This is a genomic window from Anabaena catenula FACHB-362 (assembly GCF_014698735.1).
Classification (GTDB): Bacteria; Cyanobacteriota; Cyanobacteriia; order Cyanobacteriales; family Nostocaceae; genus Anabaena; species Anabaena variabilis_A.
On record NZ_JACJTQ010000009.1, the window covers coordinates 17,421 to 43,465 of the forward strand.

Genomic DNA, 26,045 nt, shown 5'->3' on the forward strand with positions numbered 1-26,045 from the left:
GACGCAGAGAACGCAGAGGAAGAGAAGTGTTATAAAATATATATGGGCTAAATAGCAGAATAAATCATGAATATCCAAATTCAACCTGAATTAGAGCAAATTATTCAAGCACAAATTGCAACGGGTAGATATACAAATCCTAAAAATGTGATTAGTAAGGCTTTGAAGTTGCTTTTGGAGTGGGATAAGGGTTATCAGAATTGGGTGGAAGAAACACGGGAAAAGGTTGATATTGCTATTGAACAATTGGATAGAGGGTAAGGTATTGATAGGGATGTTGTGATTTCACAATTGCGGGATAAGTTGCGTCAAGCGAGAGAGATACAAGGATGAAAATACATATTAAAAATAATTTGAATAGTATAATTATAATTTAATCAAGGTTTAGAAAGTCTCTCGGAGTAATGATCTGATTTTGATATTCGACTAGAGTTTTGAGTGATAACAAGTCTTGATCTCCTGTGATCAAAAATTCGGCGTTGGCATCTTTCGCTAGGTCTAAAAATTTGTTATCATCTGGATCTCTACAGATATCTATTTGAGTTTTTATTTCTATAAATTGGCTATATTTTTTGACTACTTCTAAGAAATCTTGCCGTTCTTTATCTGAGATATATTTATTGAATTTAGGTTTGTAAATTCGTGTTTTTAATTCTTCATAAGTTGGTTCACTTTGTGCTATTTTGAATTGTTTATAGGCTTTATCTAGGGCTTTACGGGCTGTTCCATCTGGACTAAGTGCAGCACTAAGTAAAACGTTGGTATCAATGACAATGAGTTTATGATTCATCAGCTAATAATTCTTCTAGAACTTCTTCTGTAAGTCCTTTTGCTTTAGCATTTTTACCGATTCTATCAAAAACAGTCAGTAAATCTTCTTCTTGATTTTTGGGTGAGTTTATCTTTATTTGTTGGATAATTTCTTCTTGTTCTTGTGCGGGAAGTTGTAAAACAAGATTAAGAATTTGCTCGAAGGTTAGAGGATAGGTTTTTTGTGTCATGGTATTAATTTTAACGCATTCAAAGATTAAAGGTTGTACGCAGGTAAAGGAGCATCAAAATCATCTGGAACTGTAAACTCTCCAGCACATAAACCATAAGGTCTGAGTTGTGGAGATATGGGGGAAACTGGTTTTATTTCTGCTATTGGTTTACCTGATTCGGTAATAATTATACTTTCTCCTGCTGCTACCTGATGAAGATAGCTAGTGAGGTTTTTTTGGATTTCATCAATGGTTATGGTTAACATGAGATGATTGTGTGGGAATGTTTATATTATAGCAATTATTAATGTTTTTTATTTCGCGCAAAGATACAAAGGAGCAAAGGCGCAAAGGAAGAATCGCAAGGTTTTAAGTAATTGCAAATTCTGTATATTGTCTGATATCGGCTGGTTGGAAGGCTAAAACAATTTGATTTTTAGGAATACCAGCGTTAACAAGTTCGTTAGCTATACCGTATTCTGTTCCGTCTCTTTGAATCCAGATTTTATGGTTGATAATGTCTATATGAACTAAGCAACCATGTACTCGTTGATTATTTTCCCAGCAAGAGTGTTAGTAGTAGGTAATGGTTGGCGGTTTGGTCTATTATTAGTTGTCTTTCTAGTTCACCGTAAGCGTAGGGAAGTTGGGAATATTCGGTTAAGATTTTTTGAATGATTTGGCGATATTTATCTAAGGTATCCATTGCAGTATAATCTCTTGTTCTGAGTCGAAGACAAGTAAACAAAGGCGTTGATTTTCTAATAATTATGTTTAGATGCTATTCTAAAATCTAGAAAATCAACATAATGTATTCAATTTATTTAGCTTAACAAACCTGCTTCTTTCCATTCTTTAATCAAAACATTCTCAAAACCACTGTATGAAGCTATAAGTAAAAAATTATTCTTGAAATCTATTCTATCTTTAAAAAAAGAACTATACTCTTCTTTACTACAATCTACTATATGAACAAATCCACTAATATCAACTCTAACAGCAGGAAATAGATTTTGTTTCTCTCTCAAATGAAGTATTCTTTCACGTATCCATGTCCAATCTATGTTTTTATAGTCAGCAAGATTAGTAGAAAGTTGATCATCATGAGTAAGTGGAAGAATAATCCTATCAAGCAAATACATTAAGTTAGTATGATACAAATTCAAGTGTTTATTTTTGGGAATATTATCAATTAATATAAAAATTTGCTCTCCTACCATTTGCTTAATATTGCATTCTAGATAATCTTTTGATAAGTCATTCATAATATCACTGACTACTTCATCTGCTAAATATAATTCTTCTGACAAACAAGCTTTTACTACATTTTTTAGAAAATAAATTGAGGTATTGCAAACATTTTCTTCTAAATCTTTCCTGAGTTCATCAGACAGCACACAATCAAGATAAGAATCTAATAGCGGATGACATCGTAAACCTAACTCAAAGCAAATATTATGTATTTGATTTTTTTCCGTCAAGAAATAATTATATATCCAATCTATAAAAGATTGAATACTGGACAAAGCATCTTCAAAATTTTCTGTTGTTGTTATCTTGATTACTGGAGGAGGAATAGTAAGACTCTTTGATTTTCCATATCTTATTGACACTTCCAATAGAGTTGCCTGAATATCTAACATATACCAAGTGATAGAAGCAGGTAAATTTTTAAGTTTTCCATCTTGATTATGAATAGCTATGTTATAGAGTGTTAATAGCGTGCCTAGAGAAACACCAAGATCAAACATGATTTTACAAGTGAAGCCTCTACTCTCTAATTGATTAATGCCCGAGATAGTATCTAAAATAGGTATTCCAATAAATGGATCTTCACAACTAATAATCCTGTTAGCTACTCCAGATAAAATATTTTGTTTGACTCCAGGATGAGAAATAAATTCTCTAACAAAATCGCCTAAAGTCCCCCAAAGTTCGATATGAAACGGTAACGCACGATGACGCATTGTTAGTAATGCCGAATTAATTTCGTAAGGTTTTTCTCTTTCAAGATCCCAATAGGATAAGCCCTCTATATCAACTCTATAATACTGCTTCAAGTATGTAATACCTGTTTTCCAAATATTATCACTGGATAAGTAAGCAGAGGCAAGGTCTTCTGAATTTTCAATTAAATACTCACCTATGGGACTTTGAGAAGCATCAATCATTCCTTTATTTTGTGCAAATGGAAGAAATACATAGGGATTGATGAAACCTACAGTCAAATGAAATTTAGCAGCACCACCAACATTTTCCCATCCATCCCAGCAATCATACCAAACAAGTACAAAACCATGTGAGTTATTTCTGTCCCCTTCCCTAGCGATTAGTCGGGCTGCATTTAAAACAACAAGTTCTGTATCTTGTAAAATATCTTCATTATTTTGCTGATACAGAATAATTTGAAAAGTCGATATAGCGTTTCGGGGAAAAGTTATGTTCCCTGTAGCAGTCCATGTAGAAGGTATATGTATTTTTAGTTTTAAGTCTTGTTCATCGAAGTCTATTTTCAAGCAAAGGATTTGCTTCGATTCCCAGGTGATTAAACCTAAAACGGAATGATCTAGAAGAGCGGGATATTCAGTGGATATAATACAGAAACTAACTTCATAATTTGATAAAAATGGTAATATATTCTTCAATTCTGACTCATAAGCGATTATTTCTGTAATTGCTTCTCTCGTTGCTTGCTTACTCCTTTTTATTTCAATAATTATTAATTTACGTTGTTCTTCATTGAAAAGTATTAAATCGGGAGACAGCTTTTGCGATTGTGATCTATCTAGAGAAATACTTTTAGAGGCAGTTGTTATAATACGAGTATCTTCCAATAATTGGAGTACATTCCTGGCAGCAATTATTGCTTTTTTAGTTGATAAATAATCAATCAAAAATGATGGTAAAGAATCAGGGTCGTAGTAAGATTGATAACGGTATTCTAGTGAATTTATATCTTCATCTTCTATAAGCTCAAAAAATTTATTTTCTCGAATCGCAGTTTCTATAATTTTCTGAATTTCAATTTCTTTCATAAATTTATTACCTAATCATTTTTGAAATTTTCCTAATTCAATCAATCTTTTTTGGTGCGTTACGCTTCGCTAACACACCATATTGTCTGAATCAGGATTTCCAGGATTTAAGGATGTACAGGATTAAGAGAAAACTAATCTTTAAAATCTGAAATATTCCCAGATAAATATTCATACAAAATCCTGTAAGTCCTCTAATCCTGAGCATCCTGATTCAGACAAAAAATATTTGTAATCTAAACATACCAATTCTCATTCTATCCTCTCTCTGTGCCTCTGCGTCTCTGCGTGAGAAATAAAAAAAGGGATAAGCAAAACGCCTATCCCCAAAAAATCAACTAATCAAATTATCAAGTACCAGAAGTCCAAGAATTGATGTACTCAATTTGCTCGGCTGTCAAACTATCAATGAAAATGCCCATAGCTTGCAACTTCAAACGAGCAATTTCTTCATCCACTTCTCTAGGAATAGAGTGCAAACCAGCAGCTAATTTACCCTTATTCTTCACCAGGTATTCAACAGCCAAAGCTTGGTTAGCAAAACTCATATCCATAACCGCGCTGGGGTGTCCTTCAGCAGCAGCCAAATTAATCAAACGTCCTTGTCCGAGTACAACAACGGATTTACCATTTGTCAATTTATACTCTTGGGTGAAAGGACGGACATCCTTGATTTCCTTAGCATTAGCAGCCAAGTATTTCAAATCAAGTTCCAAATCAAAGTGACCTGAGTTACAAACGATCGCACCGTCTTTCATCACATCGAAGTGTTCACCGCGAACGACGTGCTTGTTACCAGTCACAGTAATGAAGATATCACCGTGAGGCGCTGCTTCCGCCATTGGGAGGACGCGGAAACCATCCATAACGGCTTCAATTGCCTTGATGTGGTCAATTTCGGTGACGATGACGTTTGCACCCATCCCACGGGCGCGGAGGGCTGTACCCTTACCACACCAGCCATAACCGACAACCACAACAGTTTTACCAGCTAACAAAATATTTGTAGCGCGGATAATCCCATCTAAGGTAGATTGACCTGTACCATAGCGGTTATCAAAGAAGTGCTTGGTGTCTGCGTCGTTGACGTTCATTGCGGGGAAGGTAAGAACGCCTTCTTTAAACATGGCGCGTAACCGCACGATACCGGTGGTGGTTTCTTCGGTGCTACCAATTAAATCTGCGATTTGGTGTTGACGATGTTGAACCAATTCTGCTACCACGTCGCTACCGTCATCAACAATGATGTTGGGGCGATGATCTAATGCGATTTGGACGTGGCGGTTATAGGTGGCGCTATCTTCGCCTTTTTGAGCAAATACGGAAATTTCATGATCAGCTACAAGACTTGCAGCTACGTCATCTTGAGTTGATAAAGGGTTACTAGCAATCAATACAGCATCAGCACCACCGGCTTTAAGAGCGATCGCTAAATGTGCGGTTTCTGTGGTCACGTGGGCGCAAGCGACAAGGCGCAATCCAGCAAATGGCTTTTCTTTCTCAAAGCGATCGCGGATTTGCTTCAATACGGGCATTTCCCGTCCAGCCCATTCAATCCGTTGTCTTCCCAAGGGAGCGAGAGCGAGGTCTTTAACCTCGTGCTTTAATCTGGGAGTGGTTGCGGTCATGAAAAATTATCCTCTAAAAAACAAAAAAAAGGTACTCAGACCTTTACGTACTCTAATAGATTTTTCCCTGACTGGCAATTTTTGGCTGTAATTACCAACTAGCTAGTCAATGGTACTCTACACTAGCTTGACGTTGGATTAGAGCATTGTCAATGTCTACATCCAAGTTTTCTTTTTTGACTGATATCTGTTATGAGTATTATGAACAACAAATTTGGTTATGACTATCAACAAATTTTATCTATCTCCAGATAGAAATCAAGGTAATTAACAAAAGATTCAACCTGTGATAGATAACAGCGATTATTTGTTGAAAATGACCATAGAAGTACTCAAGAGTAGATTTTGCTCAAGGAGGTGTTTGAGTGCGCTTTAAATTTTTGGGGATAACAAGCGCAGTAGCAATAGCTATTGTATCTGTACCAAAAGCTACAGCCCAGATCCCTCTTTTACCTTACTTACAAACTCCTAGCAGTGTGAGTAATGATTCAGAAAACAAAAATGTTTCGGAATGGATTTATTTAGATGGTCGCCCATTATTTCGGATAGCAGCATCGAAAAACAATATTTTCGAGCGGTCACAAAATATCCAGCAAAATTTGCAAAAAATCAGCAAAAATTACTTTCATTCACCCACACAAGCATTCAATGTACAAATCCGTACTGTCAATGGCTTGCCAGTAATTTACATCAATGAAAACTACTTGATGACTGTCAATTCTGAAGATGCTAAATTACGTCAAGTAGATACGTTGACACTGGCTAATCAGATTGCCGGAGATTTGCAGCAATACTTGGAAAGAGCCAAGGAAGAACGCCAAACTTCATCTTTAATCGACAACGGTAAAATTGCTGTTGGTATTGGATTAGGGATGATTTTACTGAGTTGGGGAATCAAACGCTGGCAAAGGCGTTTAAATCAGAAAGCAGAAAACTTTATCCCTCCAACTTCAGAAACAGATCAACCAATTACCGTTCTACTTAATCAACAACAAGAGCAGCATCTTCAAGAAGTTAAAAAACGACTATTCCAAATCGCACAAACTGGAATTTGGGGAAGTGGTAGTTTTATCATTCTCGGTCTATTTCCTTACACTAGGGCGCTGCAATTAGGAATTCTCGTAGTTGCCCAAATTCCTTTAAGATTGGCAGCTGTTGTTTTGGGAACTTACGTAGCAATTCGCTTTACCTATGCCTTAATAGATCACTCTACTTCGACTATCGTTAGCAGTGGTGCTTTATTAACCCCACAAACTTACGAACGTCTACAATTGCGAATTTCCACATTTTCCGGCGTGACGAAAAGTATTGCCACTATTCTCTGGGTGGGAACAGGCATTTTATTAGCCTTGGTTTCCTTGGGGATAGATATTATTCCGCTCCTTGCTGGTGCTGGATTAGTCGGTGTGGCTTTGTCCCTAGCTTCCCAAAACTTAATCAAAGATGCAATTAATGGTTTTCTGATTATTCTCGAAGATCAATATGCTCTTGGTGATGTCATTAATGTGGGAGATGTGGGTGGTTTGGTAGAAAATCTCAATCTGCGAATGACTCAAGTTCGGGATGCGGAAGGCCGTTTGATTACAATTCCCAATAGCGAAGTGAAAATAGTAGCTAATCTTTCTAGTCGTTGGTCACGGGCAGATTTAACAATACCAATTTCCTACCAAGCCGACATTGACAATGCTTTGAAATTAATTGAAGATGTGGCTTTGACAATGAATGAAGAACCCCTATGGCGACGGCAAATTATCGAAAAGCCCAGTGTGTTGGGAATTGATAATTTTAGCGATCGCGGTTTGATCATCCGTGTATGGATTAAAACCCAGCCTCTCAAACAATGGGATGTAGCGCGAGAATATCGTCGTCGCGTAAAAGTTGCCTTAGATAAGGCCGGAGTTTCCATTCCCGTCCCGCAACAAGCCGTTTGGATCAATCATCCTCAGTTTTTGAACTCTCAGAATAATGGCAAGTCTGAATTCCCTTCAATTACAGCACCGGAAACCTAAATACTGCAAAGTTTTCTAATCACCTAACCCTTTTCCCATTCGGGAAATAATCATGTATGGGCGTTTTATAAAGCGTCTATGCATGATTTTATTTGTATGATTAGGCATATGTAAATAATTATAGCCGTGGACAGGGTGGTTAGGACATCAATTGATAATGAAACTCCCACTACAAGAGGGTTTAACTCCTGACTCCTGACTCCTGACTCCTGACTCCTGACTCCTGCTATATTGTGGGACTAAAGCTGCTATTGCAGAAGAAAAAGAATTTTATTTTGTTGACTTACTTGTATAAAGTAGCTTGTCTGATGAGAAATAATTTTTGATTGCCCTCTTGGCAAAATAGTATATTTGTACTAAACTATAAAAATAGTCTTCAAACCTTGAAAGACTTATGGAAGATGGATTTAAAGGACTATACCTATGATGAAGCATTATATTCTCAGCCTCAATCCAACTGCCAAGCATGAATGGGATCGTTGTATTTTACGTGATCCTTTGACTGCAAAACGTCCAGATATAGCTAAATTAATTTCCGAAGCCGTAGGTGCAGAGACAGGCAATTATTTAGTAAGTGTAAATATTGAAGTCACAGTATTAGAACAAGCATCTCCATCACCAGCAGAACAACTTTCCCTACCCTTTCCCGAAGTCAACCTCCCGTCACAGCTGCGCGAAGCAGCTTAAAAAATACCAAATGTTTTAGGGCGCAGTGTCTGCGCCTTTATAGTCTTTATAAAAACTTTGTTACATCAGTTTTCTCTAACTACTGCGAAAATAGTTGATATTCTAATTACTACTAGGCTTGATTTAATTAATCCCAAACATTTAAACAAGTAGTTTACAAACCTGTAATACGCTGTAAAACTCTTGAGGCACTGGCATACTTCGACAAGCTCAGTACAAGTCTTGTTTGTTCAAATCATGTAAATTAAATAGACAATAAGTAGCTTGGCGCAATTAAATATAAAACCTCTCCCTAACCCTCTCCTACAAGGAGAGGGAAAAGGAATAACTCTTAATAATGGAGAGGCTTTGACTCCCACTTCCCTGGTAGGGGGCTGGGGGGTTAGGTCTATCTTATATTTTTTAACGCCCACCTACTTAGCTTCATCATCGTTTATGTATCTGCGAAGGACATTCAACCATGCCACATTTATTTGAACCATTGAATCAACGCAGTGTTACCTTTAGTAATCGCATTGCGGTTTCTCCCATGTGTCAATATTCCAGCGAAAATGGGTTCGCTAATGATTGGCATCTTATTCACCTTGTTAGTCGTGCCGTGGGAGGAGCAGGACTTGTAATCACTGAAGCTGCGGCAGTTGAACCCCCAGGAAGGATCACGCCGCAAGATTTAGGAATTTGGGAAGATGCCCACATTGAAATGCTGGCAAGAATTGTAGAGTCACTTCATCGTCATGGATCTGTGGCGGGAATTCAGCTTGCTCATGCGGGTCGAAAGGCTAGTACAGCCACTCCTTGGGATGGTGGTGGAGTGCTTTTGGAATCAGAAGGGGGATGGACTGCGATAGCTCCCAGTGCTATTCCATTTGAGTCAGAAAGTCCTACTCCCAAAGCATTGAGTATCGAAGAAATTCAAAACCTGATCGAATCATTTGTGAATGCTGCTAGACGTTCTCTAGAAGCAGGATTCGACGTGATTGAGATTCACTCGGCTCACGGTTATCTATTGCATGAATTTCTCTCTCCACTAAGCAATCAACGGACGGATGAATACGGTGGTAGTTTTGAAAATCGCATCCGGTTTTTATGTGAAGTTGTTCAAGGAGTAAGAAATATTTTACCGGATCAGACTCCGCTTTGGGTTCGTATTTCTGCAACTGATTGGGTCAGTAATGGCTGGGATATTGAACAAAGTATTACCCTTTGCAGTAAATTAAAATCACTGGGTGTTGATTTAATTGATTGCTCATCAGGTGGAATTGTCCCTGGCGAAAAAATTCCAGTTGGTGCTGGTTATCAAACATCATTTAGCGATCGCATTCGCCGCGAAGCCAAAATTGCTACTGGTGCTGTTGGCATGATTACAGCACCAGAACAAGCAGATCATATCATTCGTACAGGTCAAGCAGACATAGTATTAATCGGTAGAGAGATGTTGCGTGATCCTTACTGGACAAGGCGGGCAGCCAAGCAACTACGCCAATCCTTATCGGTTCCGATTCAGTACGATCGCGCCTGGAAGTAAATATATCTGCGATCAATCTATTAGTAGTCGTGCAAAATAAATTGCATATTGATCTCGTATCTCGTTCCCAGTCTCTGACTGGGAATGCTATCATAGAGGCTCTGACTCTACTGTCACACTCAGGCAAAGCCTTCTAGAATTCATTCCCATACAGAGTATAGGAACAAGAAAAATAAAAAAGAGAATATGGGTGTTATATCAATTATTAAAATAATGATTGCAGTAACTTTTGAATTTGCTGATTAATAATATTCACATCAAAACGTTCACTAGCAGTAATTCTGGCATGATTGGCGATATTCGCAGTTCTTTCAGGTTCTTGAACACAATTATTAATCACTCGTGCTAGTTCCTGCGTTTCTCCTGGTGTGACTAAAAAACCATTGATGCCATCTTCTACCAATTCCATTGCACCACCAGCTTTAGCAGCAATCACAGGTTTACCACACAGCATCCCTTCCACAATAACTCTCCCAAAAGGTTCCGGTGCGATAGAAGTATGTGTCACCAAATCACACATTGCCATCAATTGGGGAATATCTGAGCGAAAACCTAAAAACTTAACCCGATTTTCTAAACCCAGTGCGGCAACTTTTTGGTGTAAATCCTGTACATAATCTTGTTCACCAAACAAAGCATCACCAACCAGAACTGCTATCACATTTTGCGGACATTGAACAAGTGCATTAATTAAAATATGCTGTCCTTTCCAGGGAGAAAGACGGCTAAAATGTCCAACTATAAATTTTTCATCTAGTCCTAATTCATGCCTTAAGTTTTGAATATCAGCTTCACAAGTTTGATAATTATGCAATTCAAAACCATTATAAACAACCTCAATAATATTTGGTTGACCTCCCGCTTGTAAAAAAGCGGTTTTACTAGCTTCAGAATTAGCAATTACCAACGAACAAAAACGATTAACTAAACTAACAGCAACCCGCAGATTAGTTGTGCTAAAGTGTTCTTTAGAAAGAATATCATGTAAATGATAAACCAACGGACGACGCGCAAAAAAACTCGCTATTGCCCCCACAACTAAAGCTTTTTGAGTATTAGCATAGATTAAATCATATTCTCTGGCACGTTGAACAACCTTATAAATGAGGGGAGTGAGTTGTCCCAAACTACCTAAAGCTTGTAACAAACTGCTTTGTTTACGAACATTAATAACTTGAGTCGCTAAAACTTCAACAGGAATTTGATTGGTTTCTAGTAACTTCCTAAAATCACCATCTGCGAATAAACCGACAAGTGCGCTTTTTCCATATAATTTAGCAATATCAATTAAACATAATTCAGCACCACCTGGTTTTCCACTTTGATCTAAAAAAAGAATCTTCATACCATCTCCAAAACATCTGACTCTGTGTTTAAATATCGTTAATATTTTCCTCAAAATTTATCAGCTTAAGCCAAAAGAACCTGCCGCACCTTTTGAGCAATATTAGTCCAGTCATAATTGATGATTGTATAATCACGACATTCTTCTCTAGAAGGTAAATAAATTTTACCTAACAGTGCTTGTTCTAATTTTTCGGCAATGCTTTCAACAGTAGTAGAATTAGTAATTAAATCCGGTGAGAATCCCTGTAAAATTTCTGGCATACCTCCCACAGGAGTACAGACAACAGGAGTACCACAAGCTAAAGATTCAAGAATAGCTAATCCAAAACCTTCAAAAGATTGACTAGGCATAATAGTTAAATCAGCAGCTTGGTAAGCGATTGGTAACTCTTCGTCCGGTAAAAAACCTAAAAATTTAACGTTGTTTTCTAGCCCTAATTCTATAGCTTGTTGTTGAAGTAACTCTTGGATATGACCACGACCAGCTATAGCTAACCAAATATCAGGAATATGGGGTTTAATTATCGCTATAGCCTGCAATAATTTATCAATTCCCATTCGATGTACTAAGCGACGGGATGTAAATAATATTTGTCTACTACTAGGCCAACCCAGTTTTTTTCTAGCATCTTGACGTGATAAATTTGTTTGAAAATGATTAATATCCACTCCACCGGGAATGATGTGAATTTTGTGCCAGGGAATTTGGTATTTTTGATGTAAAATATGCCCAAAAGCCTTACTAAGGACAATAAAGCGATCGCAGTGATTATAAGTATTTTTTTCTATTAACTGCTGCTTTAGCCAAATACTCAGTTTCTTATTTACTACTTCCTCCTGACTTTCCGAAGCCCAAGGCCCATGAAAATTAAAAGTAATTGGTACTCCCTTAGGTAAAATATCTAAAATTGGAAAACTGTATAATGCGAAATGCAAATTAATTGCATCTGGCTTACTTAATCTTGTTTTCTTAAATTGATGACGAATTGACCAAAACCTTTGCGAAATAGGACTATCTGGGGAAGCTAAATTGGTTAACTTAATAGGTGTATCTTTTTCACCCACTGGTAGACCTACTCCACATAATTCTACTTGGTCTTGATGTGCAGCTAATTTATGAGTTAGTTCATAAATATACCTTTCCAAACCTCCAGGGGTTTTAGGAAACCAACCTGTTCCCAATGTGAGAATAGATGCAGAGGCTAATTTACAAATTTTTTGGTTATCTTCCACCTATTTATCTCCTCGGATCAATTAAGTGTGCTTTTTAGAGACAATTTAATTGTCAAAACACCAATTACATCAAACCTAAAAGCTGTCTTAAAAGCAACAATGAGTTTTGAATGAAATTACCTGTATATATAGCAGTCAAAAAACCTGTGCTAAATAATTTATTGAAATTCTCACTGATAGGGATCAGTTAGCTAGAAATATCAAAAAATCTGGGTCATTAATGAAATAATATCTTTATATATTCTGTATTTAGCTGTTTGCAACAGGATACTTTTTTATAAACTATTTTTAGCTACCTGTCAAACAATAAACTACCAAATGTTTTTTGTGAACTCAGCGCTATTACTAGAGATAAATATGTTACTTGATTCTGTTTTAGCTAAAATGATTGATAGATAAGTATTTCCAACCCTACTTTCTATCAAAAGAAACTTAATTATCAATTTTAAGGTATTAATTATTGCTATTTATTATGTCAAAAATTATATAGGTAAAACATGAAGAAGGATAATTGAAATGTAAAAAATATATTTTATTGATAAAGTTTTGATGAACATATATTATAACCACTATTTACTTGTTAATTTATATATGGAGTCTCATTGGCCATATAAACAAATTAGTACCTAAAAACTTTTTAAATATGGATGAGTAAGTATATATAAATGCATTCATATTAATTAGCCAAGTAAACTACTCCTATACACTCATCTTCGATTAATAAAAATTACCAATATTTACTTATAGTGTTTCTATGAAAAATAGATTATCGTCACTGTTCAATAGAAATTACCAAAAACTTCATCAATACCTCAATAAATTGGTTCATAAGAGATATTGGAGAAAAAAAATAGCTTTCAATATTTTACTCGCTTTAACCTGTGTATTAATGGTGACATTCGTAGGAATGTCTATGGACAGGGCTACGACTAAAACTGATAAAGAATCTGCCACACTCACCTATCAAACCTCTTGGATTGGTAATACAATTGGTAAGGAAAAATTACAGGTACAAAATAATATAGAGGCTACGACTAAAACTGATAAAAACTCTGCCACACTCACCTATCAAACCTCTTGGCTTGGTAATACAATTGGTAAGGGAAAACTGCGGGTACAAAACAATATAGAGGCGATGTATGTAACAGCAAATGGGGAGATTTATACTAATAGTCACTGGGATGAAGCTGGAGGAGAAGCGGGAATATATAAAGATGGTAAAGTAATTGCTTCCCTTGAGGATACTCACGGCTGGAGTCGTCTGGGTGGTAAAGCAGTAACAGTCGATAGCAAATATATTTATATTGCTATGAGTCAGGGAGGAATGAATAATGGAAAAGATGGTTATCCTCCAGAAGGTAAAACTTGGTATTGTGTAAGACGCTATGATTTAGCGGGAAAACCGGCACCTTTTACTGGAGGGAGCGGTTGGGATAAAAGTATGTTAATTACCAGTAATGAAAGCGAAGTTACTGGTTTAGCAATTGTAGATAATCAGTTATTTGTTAGTAATGCGGCTGCTAACAAAGTTAGTATTTTTAATACTGAAACAATGCAGGAGAAGGGCAGATTTACTGTCACCAATCCCGGTACAATAGCTATTGATGCACAAAGAAATTTGTGGATTATTCAAAATAAAAAAGGTAGCACTGCTGCTAAAATCGTGCATTATTCGCAAACGGGTAAAAAGCTACCAGAACAAATTGTAGATATTGTAGAACCAACTGCGATCGCTATTGATAATCAAGGTAGACTCTTAGTAGCCGAAAATGGAGTCCGGCAACAAATAGTAATTTATAACATCCAAAAACAGCCTCTACAAGTAGGAACTTTTGGAAATAAAAATGGCATTTATAGTGACGTGGTTGGAGAAGTTAAAAGTTTAAAATTTTATGGAATCACAGGAGTTGGTACAGATACCACTGGCAATATCTATATCAACAACAATGGTTTTAACAAATCAGGCACAGATTTAAGAAAATTTTCCTCATCGGGAAAACAACAATGGCAATTACTAGGCTTGATATTTGTAGATAATGCAGATACTGATCCTAAAAGTGATGGTGTAAATGTCTTCACCAAGCAAGAAGAATATTTGATGGATTACAGTAAACCAGCTGGTAAACAGTGGACTTATAAAGCCTACACTCTTAATCCTTTCAAATATCCTCAAGATCCACGCTTGCATACATCCCCAGATGCTACTTTTTTCCGTCGTATTCAGGGGAAGCCTTTTTTATTCCTCAAAGATATGTATGGCAGTTTTCTGCAAATTTATCGTTTTCAACCTGCTACAGACGGTAAAATTGCTATCCCTGCGGGAATGTTTGTGAATACTAATGAAAGTGGTAAATCCATTACTGGTAATTGGCCTCCCTATCAACCAGCTAAAGGGGAATGGATTTGGCGGGATAGTAATGGTAATGGTGCATTTGAGCAAAATGAATATGACAGCGGCCAAGATTATCCCTACACAGGTGGTTGGTGGGTAGATAGCAAAGGTGATGTTTGGAAAACCTTGCGAACTCAAGATGGTATTCGCCATTATCCTTTACAGGGTTTAGATAGCAAAGGGAATCCCATCTACACCTATAGTTCCATGCAAAAGGAAAAGACTCCCAACTTATTTAAAGATTTGCGGCGCATTGAATATTTTCCTCAAACAGATACCATGTACTTGTCAGGCTTCACCACAGAACATCCCGCAGTTGGTGATGACACTGGAGTTGTGGGATCGGAAATTGTCCGCTTTGATAATTGGAGTCGAGGAAATCGCACTCCTAAATGGCGAACTGTAATTCCTTACGACACCACTGGGAAACGGGAATTTTCTACCGCAGCTATGAGTGTAGCCAGCGATTATGTATTTGCAGTGACATTTAAAACCGCAGATGTGTATGTCTATAAAGCCGCCACAGGCAAAATGGTACACAAGTTCAGTCCAGGGCCAGAAGTTGGTGGAGAAAGTGGTTGGATTGATATACCCTACGGTATCCGCGCTTTTCGCCGTTCTAATGGTGAATACTTAGTGTTTGTGGAAGAAAATTGGAAAGGAAAGGTGATTATGTATCGTTTACCAATTTGATAAAAATGAGTTATTTCATGTTCGCATAATCACTCATAATATAGCGGTATGTACTCTTTGTGAGATACAGTCATGCAATCGCAAAACCTGTAGGGGCGGGGTTTCCCCGCCCTTGGGGTTTCCCCGCCCTTGGGGTTTCCCCGCCCTTGATTGTATTGCTTAATTAAAGCTACAAATAGACAACACATAGACATAAAAAAGAATGTAGAGACGATAATCTTTGCCCATAGAAAGTCTCTAGAATAGTTTTATATATCGCATTTTTAAAGCAAGACGTTGCTAAATGGAGGGATGAATTCGGATATAAAGACGTTTCCTGAAACGTCTCTACAAGGATTTTGGTATGAGATTAAATCATATTCATACATGGAATCAGCAACGCCTACAAAAATGTCAATGTCTAATCAATCTTCGCGTCTGGGCATCTCTTCTTCATCTCATTTCTGGCAAATTACTTATAATTCCCATGTTTGTGCAAATATCCGGTAAATCTCTTTTTTTATTCCCTATACTTCCTTAAGTATCGTCTTTAAACGGACATGATGTCAATCTCTTTACTTACTACCTGAAATCTTACATATATCTGATTTCATCTTCATATTTCCACTGTAAATTCACAAAAAAAATAAATAGTAGAGGTTGTAGTTAACTATGATAAAAATAATTATTGATAGCTGAATTTAAAGGAAGTTATCAAGACTTATAATCAAACAACTTTGTTGATACTTCCAAGTCTTATAATCATTAAACCTTCAATAATTAAATAAGCATTAATATTTCCATACACCAATGTACCAGTAAATATGAATCATAAAAATAGCTTAATCAAATTAGAAAAAATAATTCCCAATATTTTACTAAATCAGATTCAATATATCCATTCCTATTTACTCTCACAGTGGATTTTAAGTTGGGGAAGTAAACCACTAATCTTTAATCAAGAATTAGCAATGGTTTTTTCTCCCCATCAAGATGATGAAACATTAGGATGTGGCGGGATGATTGCACGAAAAAGGGAACAGGGTATACCAGTAGTTGTAACTTTTCTGACAGATGGAAGAGGTTCTCATGGTGTAGATCCACATATTCAAAATAAAATCATTAATATTCGCAAACAAGAATCGTTGACGGCATTAAATATTTTGGGAGTGGAACCTTCAGAAATTCACTTTTTAGACAAGCAAGATGGAACTCTAAAAGATTTAAAGTTAGAAGAAAAGCAACAGACGGTTTCCCAGATTTGTGAATTGCTTCAGCGTTATCAACCTGGAGAAGTTTATGTTCCTCATCATAAAGATTGCCATAAAGATCATGAAGCTACCTATGACTTAGTTAAGGAGGCAATTGCCCAAGCTGGAATTACAGTTGAATTATTACAATATCCTATCTGGGTATTCTGGAGAGCGCCGCTATTTATACTCTTAAAATTACAGGATATTGCAGCAGCTTATCGACTGTCAATTAAATCGGTACAAGATAAAAAAAAGAGAGCAATTGCTGCATATCCTTCCCAGCTTCAAATGTTACCACGTGGCTTTATTAAGCGATTTTTAAATTCAGAAGAAATTTTCTTTAAATCTGAATATTAATATCTGAGAATGTGAAATTATCGTTATTTCAAAACATTGCAGATTAACAACCTATCTTCCTGTGGGGAGAGGTTTGGAGAGAGTTTATTGATAAACTGTATAAATATCCAAACATTCTCTGATATCAACAGGACTTACGCAAAACCGAACGAACGTAGTGGTAATTCATGAATTACCACTACGCAAGAATCAGGTTTTCAGTTACATCTTGCGTAAGTCCTAATCAAGTCTGGTTTAAGACTTATCATTAGAACTGACGCACAAACACGGCAACGTGGTGATGCGGAGATATTTTAATAATAAGTGATTATCCAGATTGGATATGAGTAGTTATCTAAATATTTAATTAAATCAAGGTGAAATTTCTACCGGTAAGCATCATGGCAGTGAAGCTAAATTATTACCGTGGAGAAAATTTAAATGCGAATCCTTCATATTACAAATCATGTGCAAAAAATCGGTAATGGCATTGTCAATGTAGCAGTAGACTTAGCTTGTTTACAAACCAAAAAAGGTCTTGATGTTGCTGTCGCATCAGCAGGTGGAGAATACGAAGCATTATTAGCAGATCATGGTGTTTGCCACTTTCAACTAGATCAATCAAGAACGCCACTAAATATGATGAAAGCATCTTGGCGTTATCGAGAAATTATCAAAGAATTTCAACCAGACATTGTTCATGCCCATATGATGACAGGAGTCGTGCTGGCGGGAATTCTGAGAAATAGTGGTAAATATAGTTTAGTTTCTACCGTACATAATGAATTTCAACGTAGTGCCGTTCTGATGGGATTAGCAGATCGGGTAATTGCCGTTAGTCATGCAGTTGCTGATTCAATGATTCGGCGTGGTATCCCAAGCAAAAAGTTGCGTGTGGTTGCCAACGGTACTTTAGGAAGTCCTCGGCATAAAAAAATTCAAGATTACCAACCGCTACCACTGCATCATCCGGCTATTACTACTGTAGCTGGGATGTATAACCGCAAAGGGATTAGTGAGTTAATTGATGCATTCAGCATCATTGCTAAAGATTTTCCCCAAGCCCATCTTTATTTAGTAGGAGACGGTCCAGATAGGTCTATATTCGAGGCAATGGCGCAAAGTACATCTGTTGGGAATCGTATCCATTTTGAAGGTTTCCAACCAGAACCGCAACGCTATATGTTAGCAACAGATATCTTTGTTCTGGCTTCACATTGCGAATCCTTTGGTTTGGTGCTGACAGAGGCACGAGAAGCCGGTTGTGCAATTGTAGCCAGTGATGTAGATGGTATTCCTGAGACTTTGGATCATCGTCAAGCTGGTGTATTAGTACCACCCAAAGATAGCCACACCTTAGCCAGTGCTTTGACGCAATTACTCAGCAATCCTGAACTACTAGACAAGTGGAAATTCCGCGCCACACAAAACCTAGAACGCTTCAGTATAGTGCGGGTAAATGAAGAAACATTGGCTGTATACCGTGAGTTAATCAGAAAATACGATGTTCTCAGGATAATAAGAACAAGAGAATTGGTAGTCGGTAAATAGATTGCCAGATGGAAAAGAGAATTGTTTGAATAATGAATGGTGAACACATATTTGAAGAGTGGATGTTTTTTGACGACGCGGTTTGGTGATTTATTTGTAAAAGTTATCAGTTAATTACCGCGTCTAACCCAATTTACAATGTGTTCACATCTTATTTAGAATGGCGATATATCTTAATGATCATGACTGCAATCAGATAGAAGCCTTCAAGAAATATGAATCCATTCCTTTTGGCTCAGATGCATAGCAATTCCTTTTTCATAATAAGCTGCTTCATTGATAAAGACAGGATAAACAGTAGACTCTCCCTGATAAAAAATATCTTTGCCTGCAAAAGTTAGAAATAGGGGATCACCTGGATGCAAGGGTTCATAGTCTTTAAACTGAAGTTGGGGGTGAATCATCGCTTCTATTTCCCCATCTTCATTTCTAGGGTAATCGACAGAACCAATAGATTTATAAAGTGTCAGGGTGTTGTTAATTAGGGGAATTTTACCTTGGTTGCATTCTTCAAAATACTGTAATATGGCATATATAAGCTGTTCCGTTTGTTGGAATAGTTCTGCATCTAAAATACCCTGAGCTACAGCACCAACTTCTATAGCAAAACCTAATGGGCATAAAGAACGGAGAAAACCACTGCCGCTGGGTTGCTGATGACTATAAACTTTTACCAAAGGATTAATCAAACTTAGATTAGCTGCTAATTGAAGCAAAAACGGATGCATATTACCAAGAATAATACATAATCCCATGTTAGCCGTAGTGGTATGTAAATCCATAATTACATCCACGAGTTCCTGATTTTGTGGTTGCAATATTTGTTGAATTTCTTTAGCCCGTAATTCTTCGTAAATGGAGGAGGTAGGAGACTGGAAATTGTCAACAGTAAAGCAACGATTTAAATCTTTATCAATGTATCTTCTTCTAGCAGCGATAGCTTTGGGATTACCGAGTAATGCCAAAGTTTCAAAACTTGTTTTATTAATTAAATTTGGATATTGGTGAAATTTTTTAACTAGGTAAACTCCTGTTAACTCATTACCGTGACTGCCTCCAACAATTGCCACTCGGTTGATTTGATTCATAAGCGCCTCATGTATAAATTATTATATTAATGATAATAGCGGAAATTGTCTGCCAGCTTTAATTTAGAGGACATATAAAACCATAGTCCTCTGTTTTCACTCAACTACAAATTTCATGTGCATATAGCAATCCTATTGGAGTTGAGAACTTATCGGTGAGTCAAGGGAACAGGGAACAGAAGTGTTCATGAATCATTTAGGACTGCTATAGTTTTGATTTTCAGGAAAAAGCAAAAATATCGAGCGAATTGAAGTCGTACCCCAGTTCATTCAAGTAGAGACGTTGCACGCAACGTCTCTACATTGTTTCGTATTTTTTTGATTATGGGAAGTCCAAAAAATAAATTATCCCATTTCTTCTAGAATGAAAACGAATTTTCCTGCCTGTGTGCCTATGATGTGATTCTTTTGGGCATTTTTTCTAAAACAGTTGGCATCTTTGAGCGAATAACATTAATCAAGTTTTGGGCATAACGTTGTGTAGAGAATTGGAGGGCGCGTTGCCGTGCTGCTAATCCCACAGTTTGAGACAAATCTGGGTTGTTAAGATAGCACAGAATAGCTTGGGCTAATGCATCTTTATTGTCGTAAGGTGTTAACAATCCATTTACACCATCGGTAATAATCTCTGTAGGCCCCCCAGCATTGCTAGCAATAACTGGCTTACCTAAGGCCATAGCTTCAATAATCACAATCCCAAAGGGTTCTTTATCAGAGGCATGAACAAATATATCCATTGCTTGTACCCATTCCGGGACGTTACGCTGTAACCCTGCCATAATTATGCGATTGCCTCCGGCACTGCGCTCCGCGCAATCGCTCAGTCCCAAATCTGTGATTTGTTTTTTTAAGAAATCCTCATAATCTGATTCTAAATCGTGCTTACCACCGACTATCACAGCATGGGCATCGGGATATTGTTGCAAAACCTGGGGCATTGCTTCCACCAATACGTGCATTCCCTTCCAGCGTTGTAAGCGGCCGACAATGCCAATCAAAGGCCCATGCATTGGTAAACCGAGCTTTTGGCGTGCTGCTGCTGGAGTGGGCAAAACAGCAGGCTCGAATCGGTCTAGGGCGACACCGGGGTAAACTAGGGGTGTGGGTCTGTGAGGCCAAATCTGTGACTGTGCTTTTTGTCCATCTTGGGAGAGGGTAATAACTGCCTGGGCTGGGATTAAAGTGGCAAGACGCACCAACCAAGTTTTATCACTAGGTACTTCTAGTTGATACCACAAAGCCGGCAAACCTGCCAACATAGCCGCTAGTCCCCCAGTTATGTGAGTGATCCACATCCAATTGAGGATCATATCTGCACCTTCACGGCGAGCGATCGCAGCTATGCGGAAAATAGTGGCAATCAAACGATGGACTTGACGCAAACGGCCACTTTCGACAACTCTGGTATCAATGCCCAGGTTTCTCACTTGTTCCACCATCGGACCATCTTCTAAAAAGATCGCCAACCATTCCACATCGGCATTACGTCCTTGTTGCATCAAATCCAAAAACATCATTTCACCGCCGCCTCTTTGCTCGGCTAACGGCATGATCACAACTACTTTCATAATTTAAGCTTTAATTCCTTGATGTTGATAATACTTATGTGCTGCCATAGCCATAGCAAAAAATCCCCAGAGAATCATGCCTGCTATACTCAGCATTCCACTACCAATAATTAGTTGTGTACAAGAACTAAAAGCGATCGCACGGGCAGCACTGACAAAACTATCAAACTGCGCTTCAGTATATTGGCTGACGGTAAAAATCATTAAGATTAATGCACCTATATAAGGAATGGCTCCGAACCAACCCAATGTAAAAAACATATCTAAAATGCCACTATCAATGACAACTACTTCGATTTGTCCCGTTTTTTCGTTGACTTTCCAGGTATTTCCTAAACCGTTACCGAACCCATTTGTAAGGGCTAAACTGAGATTTCTGTCATAACTTCCTGATCTATCCTTTAAGCTACCATCTTCTTGCAAATTAGTAAAAGTTTCTAATCTAGAAGTCACAACTTTGCTAATTGGTTCTATAGTTAGTAAGGGTAAAACACACATTGCCATCACCAAAATGATAGTAATTAAGCGCATTTGAATTCTGGCTTTAACCGAACCCATAATCATAATTACCCCAAGTAACCAACCACCCCAATTAGTCCTTGCTTGTGCCAGCAAAAACGATAAATAGCCCACGGCTGAAGCCGGAAAAATTAAAGGTCCTGAACTGGTAAATAATAACAACAACCCAGCTTGCATGACGGCACCAAATGGACCGACTGAATGCATTGTACTCCAAACGCGCATCCCAAAAGGGACAGGATTCCCAGAACTGGTAAACATTTTTGATTCTATCAACCAGTATGTGTCCCACTCAGGAGCAACCACAAATTGATATATACCGTAAGCTCCTATGATTAATACACACCAGAGAAATGTACGCTGAATATTTTGCCGATAACTGGGATAATCTCGCCAATTTATAAATAAGTGAAAACCGAAAATAATAGGACTCACCCAGTCTAAAAAACCTCGGATCACCGGAATTGGTTGATTGTAAATTAGACCAACCAAAAAACCATAGAATACCCCAATAAAACCCAAAAGAAAAGGCAAACCCCCTTGGCGAATTGTGCTAGGAATATATTTTAAGAAAGTTGCTATGGTGACAAACACTACTAGATAAGGTGCTATAAGCATTTGACGGGTAGGGTCCCAGCCAACACGATAGTCAACTAACCGAGCCAGCAAAGGTGAAAGAAACCATATCCACCAAGTGAAGCCAATGTAGAGTAAGGGATGCCGCAAATATAAAAATATAGCTACCACCAAAGCGGTTGCCGGAAAAACCAGGCGCAACATGGCAGCACTAATAAAATAACTAGATGTTATTAAAAAAAGGAAGCCAATAATGACTACCCAAGCCTGTGCTGCTCGTTGTTGAGGATAAAAGTTTTGTCGTGAAAAACTATTAAAAAGTATTTGTTTGGAAATCACTTTATTTTTGGTGATTGGTAATTGTGAATTGAAAGCAGGAGTTTTCTGGAATTTTGTGAGCGTAGTTCCTCTCAAAGATGTATTTTGATTTAGTATTTATTAACAGCAGATTTCAGGTTGCAGGAGGCTTCCGTGAGCGTCAGCCATAGGGTAAAAAATTTAAGAACAAAGCTATATAAAAAGAGAGTTTCAACCCTATTCCCCGTTCCCTATTCCCTATTCCCTGCTGTAATTGATTTGTTTGCCATCCTTGCCAACGTCCACGCAAAGATGCCAGCATCTTTTTACTCACTAATCTGCCTTGACTGGGGAAAAATCTCAGCCATTGGACTAGTCCTAAACTATCTCTTGTGCCTACTAATACTGCCCACAATAAAAAGACAATCTGGCGAAGAGGAGAGAAATGTTCCAATAAAACTAGCGTTTCGTTATGGACTAAATTAGTGTAGGCAATTTCATTAAAATGTTGACGTTGGTCTTCATCAAATCGCTGGGCTGGATAGTGATCTACGGCAACGCTAGGATCGTAAATTATCTTCCAACCATTTCGCTTGAGAGCGAGGGTAAAAGCCATCTCAAAATGTACCTGTGCGCCCGTGCCTCGCATTCTTTCATCAAAGCATAATTTTCCTATGGCTGCTTGACGAAAACTCATGTTTACACCCTTGAGGACATCAACTTCGCGAGGTGCGCCGATTCCTAAGTGATGGTTGCCAATTACTCGTCCAAACCACTGTAAACGCCCTACTATTGAGCGTTCGCCATCTTCGATGCTGTTGCCTTGGTGTATCCAATCACGTCCGCCAACACCACCTATGCAACCATCGCTTTGAAAGTGAGCAGTGATTTTTTCTAACCAATCAGGATGGGGGGCGGCATCATCATCAGTGATAGAAACAATGTCTCCCTCGATTACTGCTAGTCCGGCGTTGAGGGCTGCTACTACTCCCGGTTGTGTGACTGTGACAACCTGTAATGGTAGGTTATGGGGGTGAAATTCGCCTAGGAATTGCCAAGTTTCCGTATCTGTATCCCTGACAACTACTATTAATTGATCAACGGGTTTAGTTTGGGCTTGAAGCGCTAAAAGGCAGCGATGGAGATCCAAAGGACGGCGATAGGTGGGGATGAGAACTGTATTCCTCATTTTTCATTAACTCTTCAAATAAATCTAGATAGGTTTGTGCCATAGTCGCCCAGCTATGTTGTTCAGCAACAGTACGAGCCGCTTTACTCATTTGCTGGCGTAGTAAGTCATCTTTTAAGGAAAACAAGGCAGTAGATAAAGCATCTATGTCGTCTGTGTCAGGTAAAATAACTCCGGCTTCTGGTGTGACTAACTCTGCACCTCCTGTAGCAGTAGCAGTGATTACTGGTAATCCTGAAGCTAATGCTTCTAACAAAACAAGGCTACAAGCTTCATATCGGGAAGGAAAGACAAATAAATCTACAGCCCGCATAATCTCGGCGATATCTCGTCGATATCCCATAAAATGCACTCGTTCAGTTATGCCCAAAGCCTCTGCTAACTCTGGAAAGGGGCTACCTTCTGTTGTTCCTACTACTGCTAGATGTAAATTAGGAACTTTTACTAAGGCTTGCAGCACCGTATCTAAGTTTTTTCTGGTGGTGCGGATGTCGCCGGCAAAAAGTGCTAAAGTTACATTTTCTGGTAGCCCCAATTTTTGGCGAGAAGTCACACCAGGAGTAAATTCTTGTAAGTCAACTCCATTGACAATGACACGAATCTTGCCAAGAGGTACGCCAATATTGACTAATTCCTCAGCTACTTTTGCAGATACGGCAACGACTACTTTGGCTTGCTGAAAAGCTTGTTTTTCCCAATAAGAATTCATGGCTGTGTAAAGCCATTGGTATAGGCCGTAAGCATCTCGACGGTTACGAGAAATATGCACAGGCGATCGCCACCATGAACTATGGACAAAATGCACAGCATTCACATCAATAGCGCCCATAGTAATGGCACCATTGGCTTTAATTAAATCAACTTCTCTACCATGTTGACGTAACCAGTCGCTGCTTTTTTTGGCAAATATGAAATTGCGAATAAATTCCGTAGGATATTCTTTCACGGGAATTGAAACCCAATTTACAGAGCTATTTTGTTCTAGCTCTGGTGCTATTTCACTTGCTAATAATGTTAGATGATGACCGCGACGAATTGCTTCTTGAACAACTTCATAATTTACTCGTCCCTGACCATCACCCTTTTTAATTTTATGGGTTACAATACAAAGTCTCACATACCACCTCACTTTTCAATGAATTGCTAACTCTATGATTTTGCTATTTTTAGTAATTGATTTGCTAATGCTTGAGGACTTAAACTGATAGTTAGTGATGCTATAGTTCGCAAATTAAATTTTTGTGCTTTCATGGCTTGCCAAAGATAAGAACGTGCTTCTACTGTCTGCTGATTTCGCATCAAGCCAATGCCTAAAGTCGTATGAGCTTCTAACCATTTCTGTTCAAAGTGAGATTTGAATTCCGCAAGGTGAGGGTCTTCCATAAATTGTTTGTAACAAAACAATTCGCTTTTAGCCTTGCGGATTTTTGCTTGAGCATCTCGACTACCACTGAGCATCGTATCACTTTGTTCATGGATACGATATCGCGTTAATTTTTCGGGTTCATAGTAAACTCCATATCCTGAGATACAGGAGAGGTATGTTAAATACAAATCCCACATACCACCAATTTCTGAGGGAATATTATCCCAATCAATAATATGATTACGAATCACACAAGCAACAGCAGTGCCGATAGTTTTATCTATTAAGCCAATTTTAGTGAAAGATTTATGCACTCCTTTTTTTAAGGTATCTCGCTTGAAAGCTTTGCTATTTTCAACAGTAGAAACATCATTAATTATCCCCTGGGAATCTATAAGATATTGATCGCAAAAAGCCAGAATTAAATCGGAATTTGCTTCTAGAGGTGGTACAAGTTTGCTTAAAAAATCTTCATTCCACATATCATCATCATGGAGACTAGCAACATATTTCCCTCGTGCCATTTTAAAAGCACTTAGCTGATTAGCCAGCATACCAATATTTTGTTGATGTCGCCAAAATTTGATGCGTGAATCCTGGAAAGATTCAATCAGAGATTGAGGATTTTCTGGACTACAATTATCAGAAACGATAATTTCAATATTTTGATAAGTTTGTTGAACCGCGCTAGAAATAGCCTGCTTTAGGTAATCGGGGCGATTATAAGTAGGAATAATTACGCTGACTAGAGGTTCGGTTAGTTTAGTATTGATAGACATAATTACGATTCC

19 protein-coding genes and 2 pseudogenes are annotated in these 26,045 nt (G+C 37.9%); 7 read left to right on the plus strand and 14 right to left on the minus strand.

Features of this window, described 5'->3' with window-relative positions; genetic code table 11:
• Positions 1 to 66: 66 nt before the first annotated feature.
• A pseudogene (locus tag H6G68_RS08380) lies at positions 67 to 333 on the plus strand (ribbon-helix-helix domain-containing protein).
• Between the two features lie 40 nt (positions 334 to 373).
• On the opposite strand, the gene H6G68_RS08385 reads toward H6G68_RS08380, so the two are convergent.
• From H6G68_RS08385 to ahcY, 6 genes and pseudogenes are all read right to left on the minus strand, one after another.
• Positions 374 to 790 carry a putative toxin-antitoxin system toxin component, PIN family gene (locus H6G68_RS08385; protein WP_190906211.1) on the minus strand — a complete coding sequence of 139 codons (417 nt, stop codon included), beginning with the start codon at positions 788 to 790 and terminating at the stop codon, positions 374 to 376.
• A complete protein-coding gene (locus H6G68_RS08390) occupies positions 780 to 1,001 on the minus strand; it encodes a hypothetical protein (RefSeq protein WP_190906212.1) in 222 nt (73 codons plus the stop codon). The genes H6G68_RS08385 and H6G68_RS08390 overlap by 11 nt, the downstream gene beginning before the upstream one ends.
• 26 nt (positions 1,002 to 1,027) lie before the next feature.
• Entirely contained in the window at positions 1,028 to 1,249 is a 222-nt protein-coding gene (locus tag H6G68_RS08395; RefSeq protein ID WP_190906213.1) for a type II toxin-antitoxin system Phd/YefM family antitoxin, read from the minus strand.
• 103 nt (positions 1,250 to 1,352) lie between these two features.
• A pseudogene (locus tag H6G68_RS08400) lies at positions 1,353 to 1,689 on the minus strand (element excision factor XisI family protein).
• Between the two features lie 118 nt (positions 1,690 to 1,807).
• Positions 1,808 to 4,018 carry a hypothetical protein gene (locus tag H6G68_RS08405; protein WP_190906214.1) on the minus strand — a complete coding sequence of 737 codons (2,211 nt, stop codon included), beginning with the start codon at positions 4,016 to 4,018 and terminating at the stop codon, positions 1,808 to 1,810.
• A gap of 350 nt (positions 4,019 to 4,368) precedes the next feature.
• Complete coding sequence (gene ahcY, locus H6G68_RS08410; RefSeq protein ID WP_190906215.1) at positions 4,369 to 5,646, minus strand: adenosylhomocysteinase; 1,278 nt, start codon at positions 5,644 to 5,646, stop codon at positions 4,369 to 4,371.
• Between the two features lie 365 nt (positions 5,647 to 6,011).
• Here ahcY and H6G68_RS08415 point away from each other — a divergent pair, with 365 nt between their 5' ends.
• The 3 genes from H6G68_RS08415 (at position 6,012) to namA (ending at position 9,867) form a co-directional block, all read left to right on the plus strand.
• On the plus strand, positions 6,012 to 7,655 hold the full coding sequence (locus H6G68_RS08415; protein WP_190906216.1) for a mechanosensitive ion channel domain-containing protein: 1,644 nt from the start codon (positions 6,012 to 6,014) through the stop codon (positions 7,653 to 7,655).
• A 423-nt stretch (positions 7,656 to 8,078) separates the two neighbouring features.
• Positions 8,079 to 8,342 (plus strand): hypothetical protein, encoded by a 264-nt coding sequence (locus H6G68_RS08420; RefSeq protein WP_190906217.1) that lies wholly within the window; start codon positions 8,079 to 8,081, stop codon positions 8,340 to 8,342.
• Positions 8,343 to 8,802: 460 nt separating this feature from the next.
• A complete protein-coding gene (namA, locus tag H6G68_RS08425; protein WP_190906218.1) occupies positions 8,803 to 9,867 on the plus strand; it encodes an NADPH dehydrogenase NamA in 1,065 nt (354 codons plus the stop codon).
• 205 nt (positions 9,868 to 10,072) lie between these two features.
• On the opposite strand, the gene H6G68_RS08430 is transcribed toward namA, so the two are convergent.
• Positions 10,073 to 11,212 (minus strand): glycosyltransferase family 4 protein, encoded by a 1,140-nt coding sequence (locus H6G68_RS08430; RefSeq protein ID WP_190906219.1) that lies wholly within the window; start codon positions 11,210 to 11,212, stop codon positions 10,073 to 10,075.
• A 65-nt stretch (positions 11,213 to 11,277) separates the two neighbouring features.
• On the minus strand, positions 11,278 to 12,447 hold the full coding sequence (locus H6G68_RS08435) for a glycosyltransferase (RefSeq protein WP_190906220.1): 1,170 nt from the start codon (positions 12,445 to 12,447) through the stop codon (positions 11,278 to 11,280).
• Between the two features lie 754 nt (positions 12,448 to 13,201).
• Here H6G68_RS08435 and H6G68_RS08440 point away from each other — a divergent pair.
• The 3 genes from H6G68_RS08440 to H6G68_RS08450 all read left to right on the plus strand — a co-directional run bounded on the left by H6G68_RS08440 (position 13,202) and on the right by H6G68_RS08450 (position 18,651).
• On the plus strand, positions 13,202 to 15,532 hold the full coding sequence (locus H6G68_RS08440; RefSeq protein ID WP_190906221.1) for an NHL repeat-containing protein: 2,331 nt from the start codon (positions 13,202 to 13,204) through the stop codon (positions 15,530 to 15,532).
• A gap of 803 nt (positions 15,533 to 16,335) precedes the next feature.
• Complete coding sequence (locus tag H6G68_RS08445; RefSeq protein WP_190906222.1) at positions 16,336 to 17,121, plus strand: PIG-L deacetylase family protein; 786 nt, start codon at positions 16,336 to 16,338, stop codon at positions 17,119 to 17,121.
• Between the two features lie 420 nt (positions 17,122 to 17,541).
• The gene (locus H6G68_RS08450; RefSeq protein WP_190906223.1) at positions 17,542 to 18,651 is read left to right on the plus strand and encodes a glycosyltransferase family 4 protein; all 1,110 of its coding nucleotides are present in this window, start codon (positions 17,542 to 17,544) and stop codon (positions 18,649 to 18,651) included.
• Between the two features lie 206 nt (positions 18,652 to 18,857).
• Here H6G68_RS08450 and H6G68_RS08455 read toward each other — a convergent pair whose 3' ends face one another.
• The 6 genes from H6G68_RS08455 to H6G68_RS08480 all read right to left on the minus strand — a co-directional run bounded on the left by H6G68_RS08455 (position 18,858) and on the right by H6G68_RS08480 (position 26,033).
• Positions 18,858 to 19,739: an aspartoacylase gene (locus H6G68_RS08455; protein ID WP_190906224.1), complete on the minus strand. Its 882-nt coding sequence runs from the start codon at positions 19,737 to 19,739 to the stop codon at positions 18,858 to 18,860.
• 392 nt (positions 19,740 to 20,131) lie between these two features.
• Positions 20,132 to 21,307, minus strand: coding sequence for a glycosyltransferase family 4 protein (locus H6G68_RS08460; protein ID WP_190906225.1), 1,176 nt, complete (start codon positions 21,305 to 21,307; stop codon positions 20,132 to 20,134).
• A gap of 3 nt (positions 21,308 to 21,310) precedes the next feature.
• On the minus strand, positions 21,311 to 22,741 hold the full coding sequence (locus tag H6G68_RS08465; protein ID WP_190906306.1) for an O-antigen ligase domain-containing protein: 1,431 nt from the start codon (positions 22,739 to 22,741) through the stop codon (positions 21,311 to 21,313).
• Between the two features lie 139 nt (positions 22,742 to 22,880).
• The gene (locus tag H6G68_RS08470) at positions 22,881 to 23,888 is read right to left on the minus strand and encodes a glycosyltransferase family 2 protein (protein ID WP_190906226.1); all 1,008 of its coding nucleotides are present in this window, start codon (positions 23,886 to 23,888) and stop codon (positions 22,881 to 22,883) included.
• Positions 23,806 to 25,005, minus strand: a complete 1,200-nt coding sequence (locus H6G68_RS08475; RefSeq protein WP_190906227.1) for a glycosyltransferase — start codon at positions 25,003 to 25,005, stop codon at positions 23,806 to 23,808. Before H6G68_RS08475 ends, H6G68_RS08470 begins: the two co-directional genes overlap by 83 nt.
• 32 nt (positions 25,006 to 25,037) lie before the next feature.
• Positions 25,038 to 26,033, minus strand: coding sequence for a glycosyltransferase family 2 protein (locus H6G68_RS08480; RefSeq protein WP_190906228.1), 996 nt, complete (start codon positions 26,031 to 26,033; stop codon positions 25,038 to 25,040).
• Between the last annotated feature and the right edge of the window lie 12 nt (positions 26,034 to 26,045).

Bases quoted from the DNA above. Each gene is read 5' to 3' on its own strand.
- H6G68_RS08385 (WP_190906211.1), bottom strand. From the start codon at position 790: ATGAATCATAAACTCATTGTCATTGATACCAACGTTTTACTTAGTGCT.
- H6G68_RS08390 (WP_190906212.1), bottom strand. From the start codon at position 1,001: ATGACACAAAAAACCTATCCTCTAACCTTCGAGCAAATTCTTAATCTT.
- H6G68_RS08395 (WP_190906213.1), bottom strand. From the start codon at position 1,249: ATGTTAACCATAACCATTGATGAAATCCAAAAAAACCTCACTAGCTAT.
- H6G68_RS08405 (WP_190906214.1), bottom strand. From the start codon at position 4,018: ATGAAAGAAATTGAAATTCAGAAAATTATAGAAACTGCGATTCGAGAA.
- ahcY (WP_190906215.1), bottom strand. From the start codon at position 5,646: ATGACCGCAACCACTCCCAGATTAAAGCACGAGGTTAAAGACCTCGCT.
- H6G68_RS08420 (WP_190906217.1), top strand. From the start codon at position 8,079: ATGATGAAGCATTATATTCTCAGCCTCAATCCAACTGCCAAGCATGAA.
- namA (WP_190906218.1), top strand. From the start codon at position 8,803: ATGCCACATTTATTTGAACCATTGAATCAACGCAGTGTTACCTTTAGT.
- H6G68_RS08430 (WP_190906219.1), bottom strand. From the start codon at position 11,212: ATGAAGATTCTTTTTTTAGATCAAAGTGGAAAACCAGGTGGTGCTGAA.
- H6G68_RS08440 (WP_190906221.1), top strand. From the start codon at position 13,202: ATGAAAAATAGATTATCGTCACTGTTCAATAGAAATTACCAAAAACTT.
- H6G68_RS08445 (WP_190906222.1), top strand. From the start codon at position 16,336: ATGAATCATAAAAATAGCTTAATCAAATTAGAAAAAATAATTCCCAAT.
- H6G68_RS08450 (WP_190906223.1), top strand. From the start codon at position 17,542: ATGCGAATCCTTCATATTACAAATCATGTGCAAAAAATCGGTAATGGC.
- H6G68_RS08455 (WP_190906224.1), bottom strand. From the start codon at position 19,739: ATGAATCAAATCAACCGAGTGGCAATTGTTGGAGGCAGTCACGGTAAT.
- H6G68_RS08460 (WP_190906225.1), bottom strand. From the start codon at position 21,307: ATGAAAGTAGTTGTGATCATGCCGTTAGCCGAGCAAAGAGGCGGCGGT.
- H6G68_RS08470 (WP_190906226.1), bottom strand. From the start codon at position 23,888: ATGAGGAATACAGTTCTCATCCCCACCTATCGCCGTCCTTTGGATCTC.
- H6G68_RS08480 (WP_190906228.1), bottom strand. From the start codon at position 26,033: ATGTCTATCAATACTAAACTAACCGAACCTCTAGTCAGCGTAATTATT.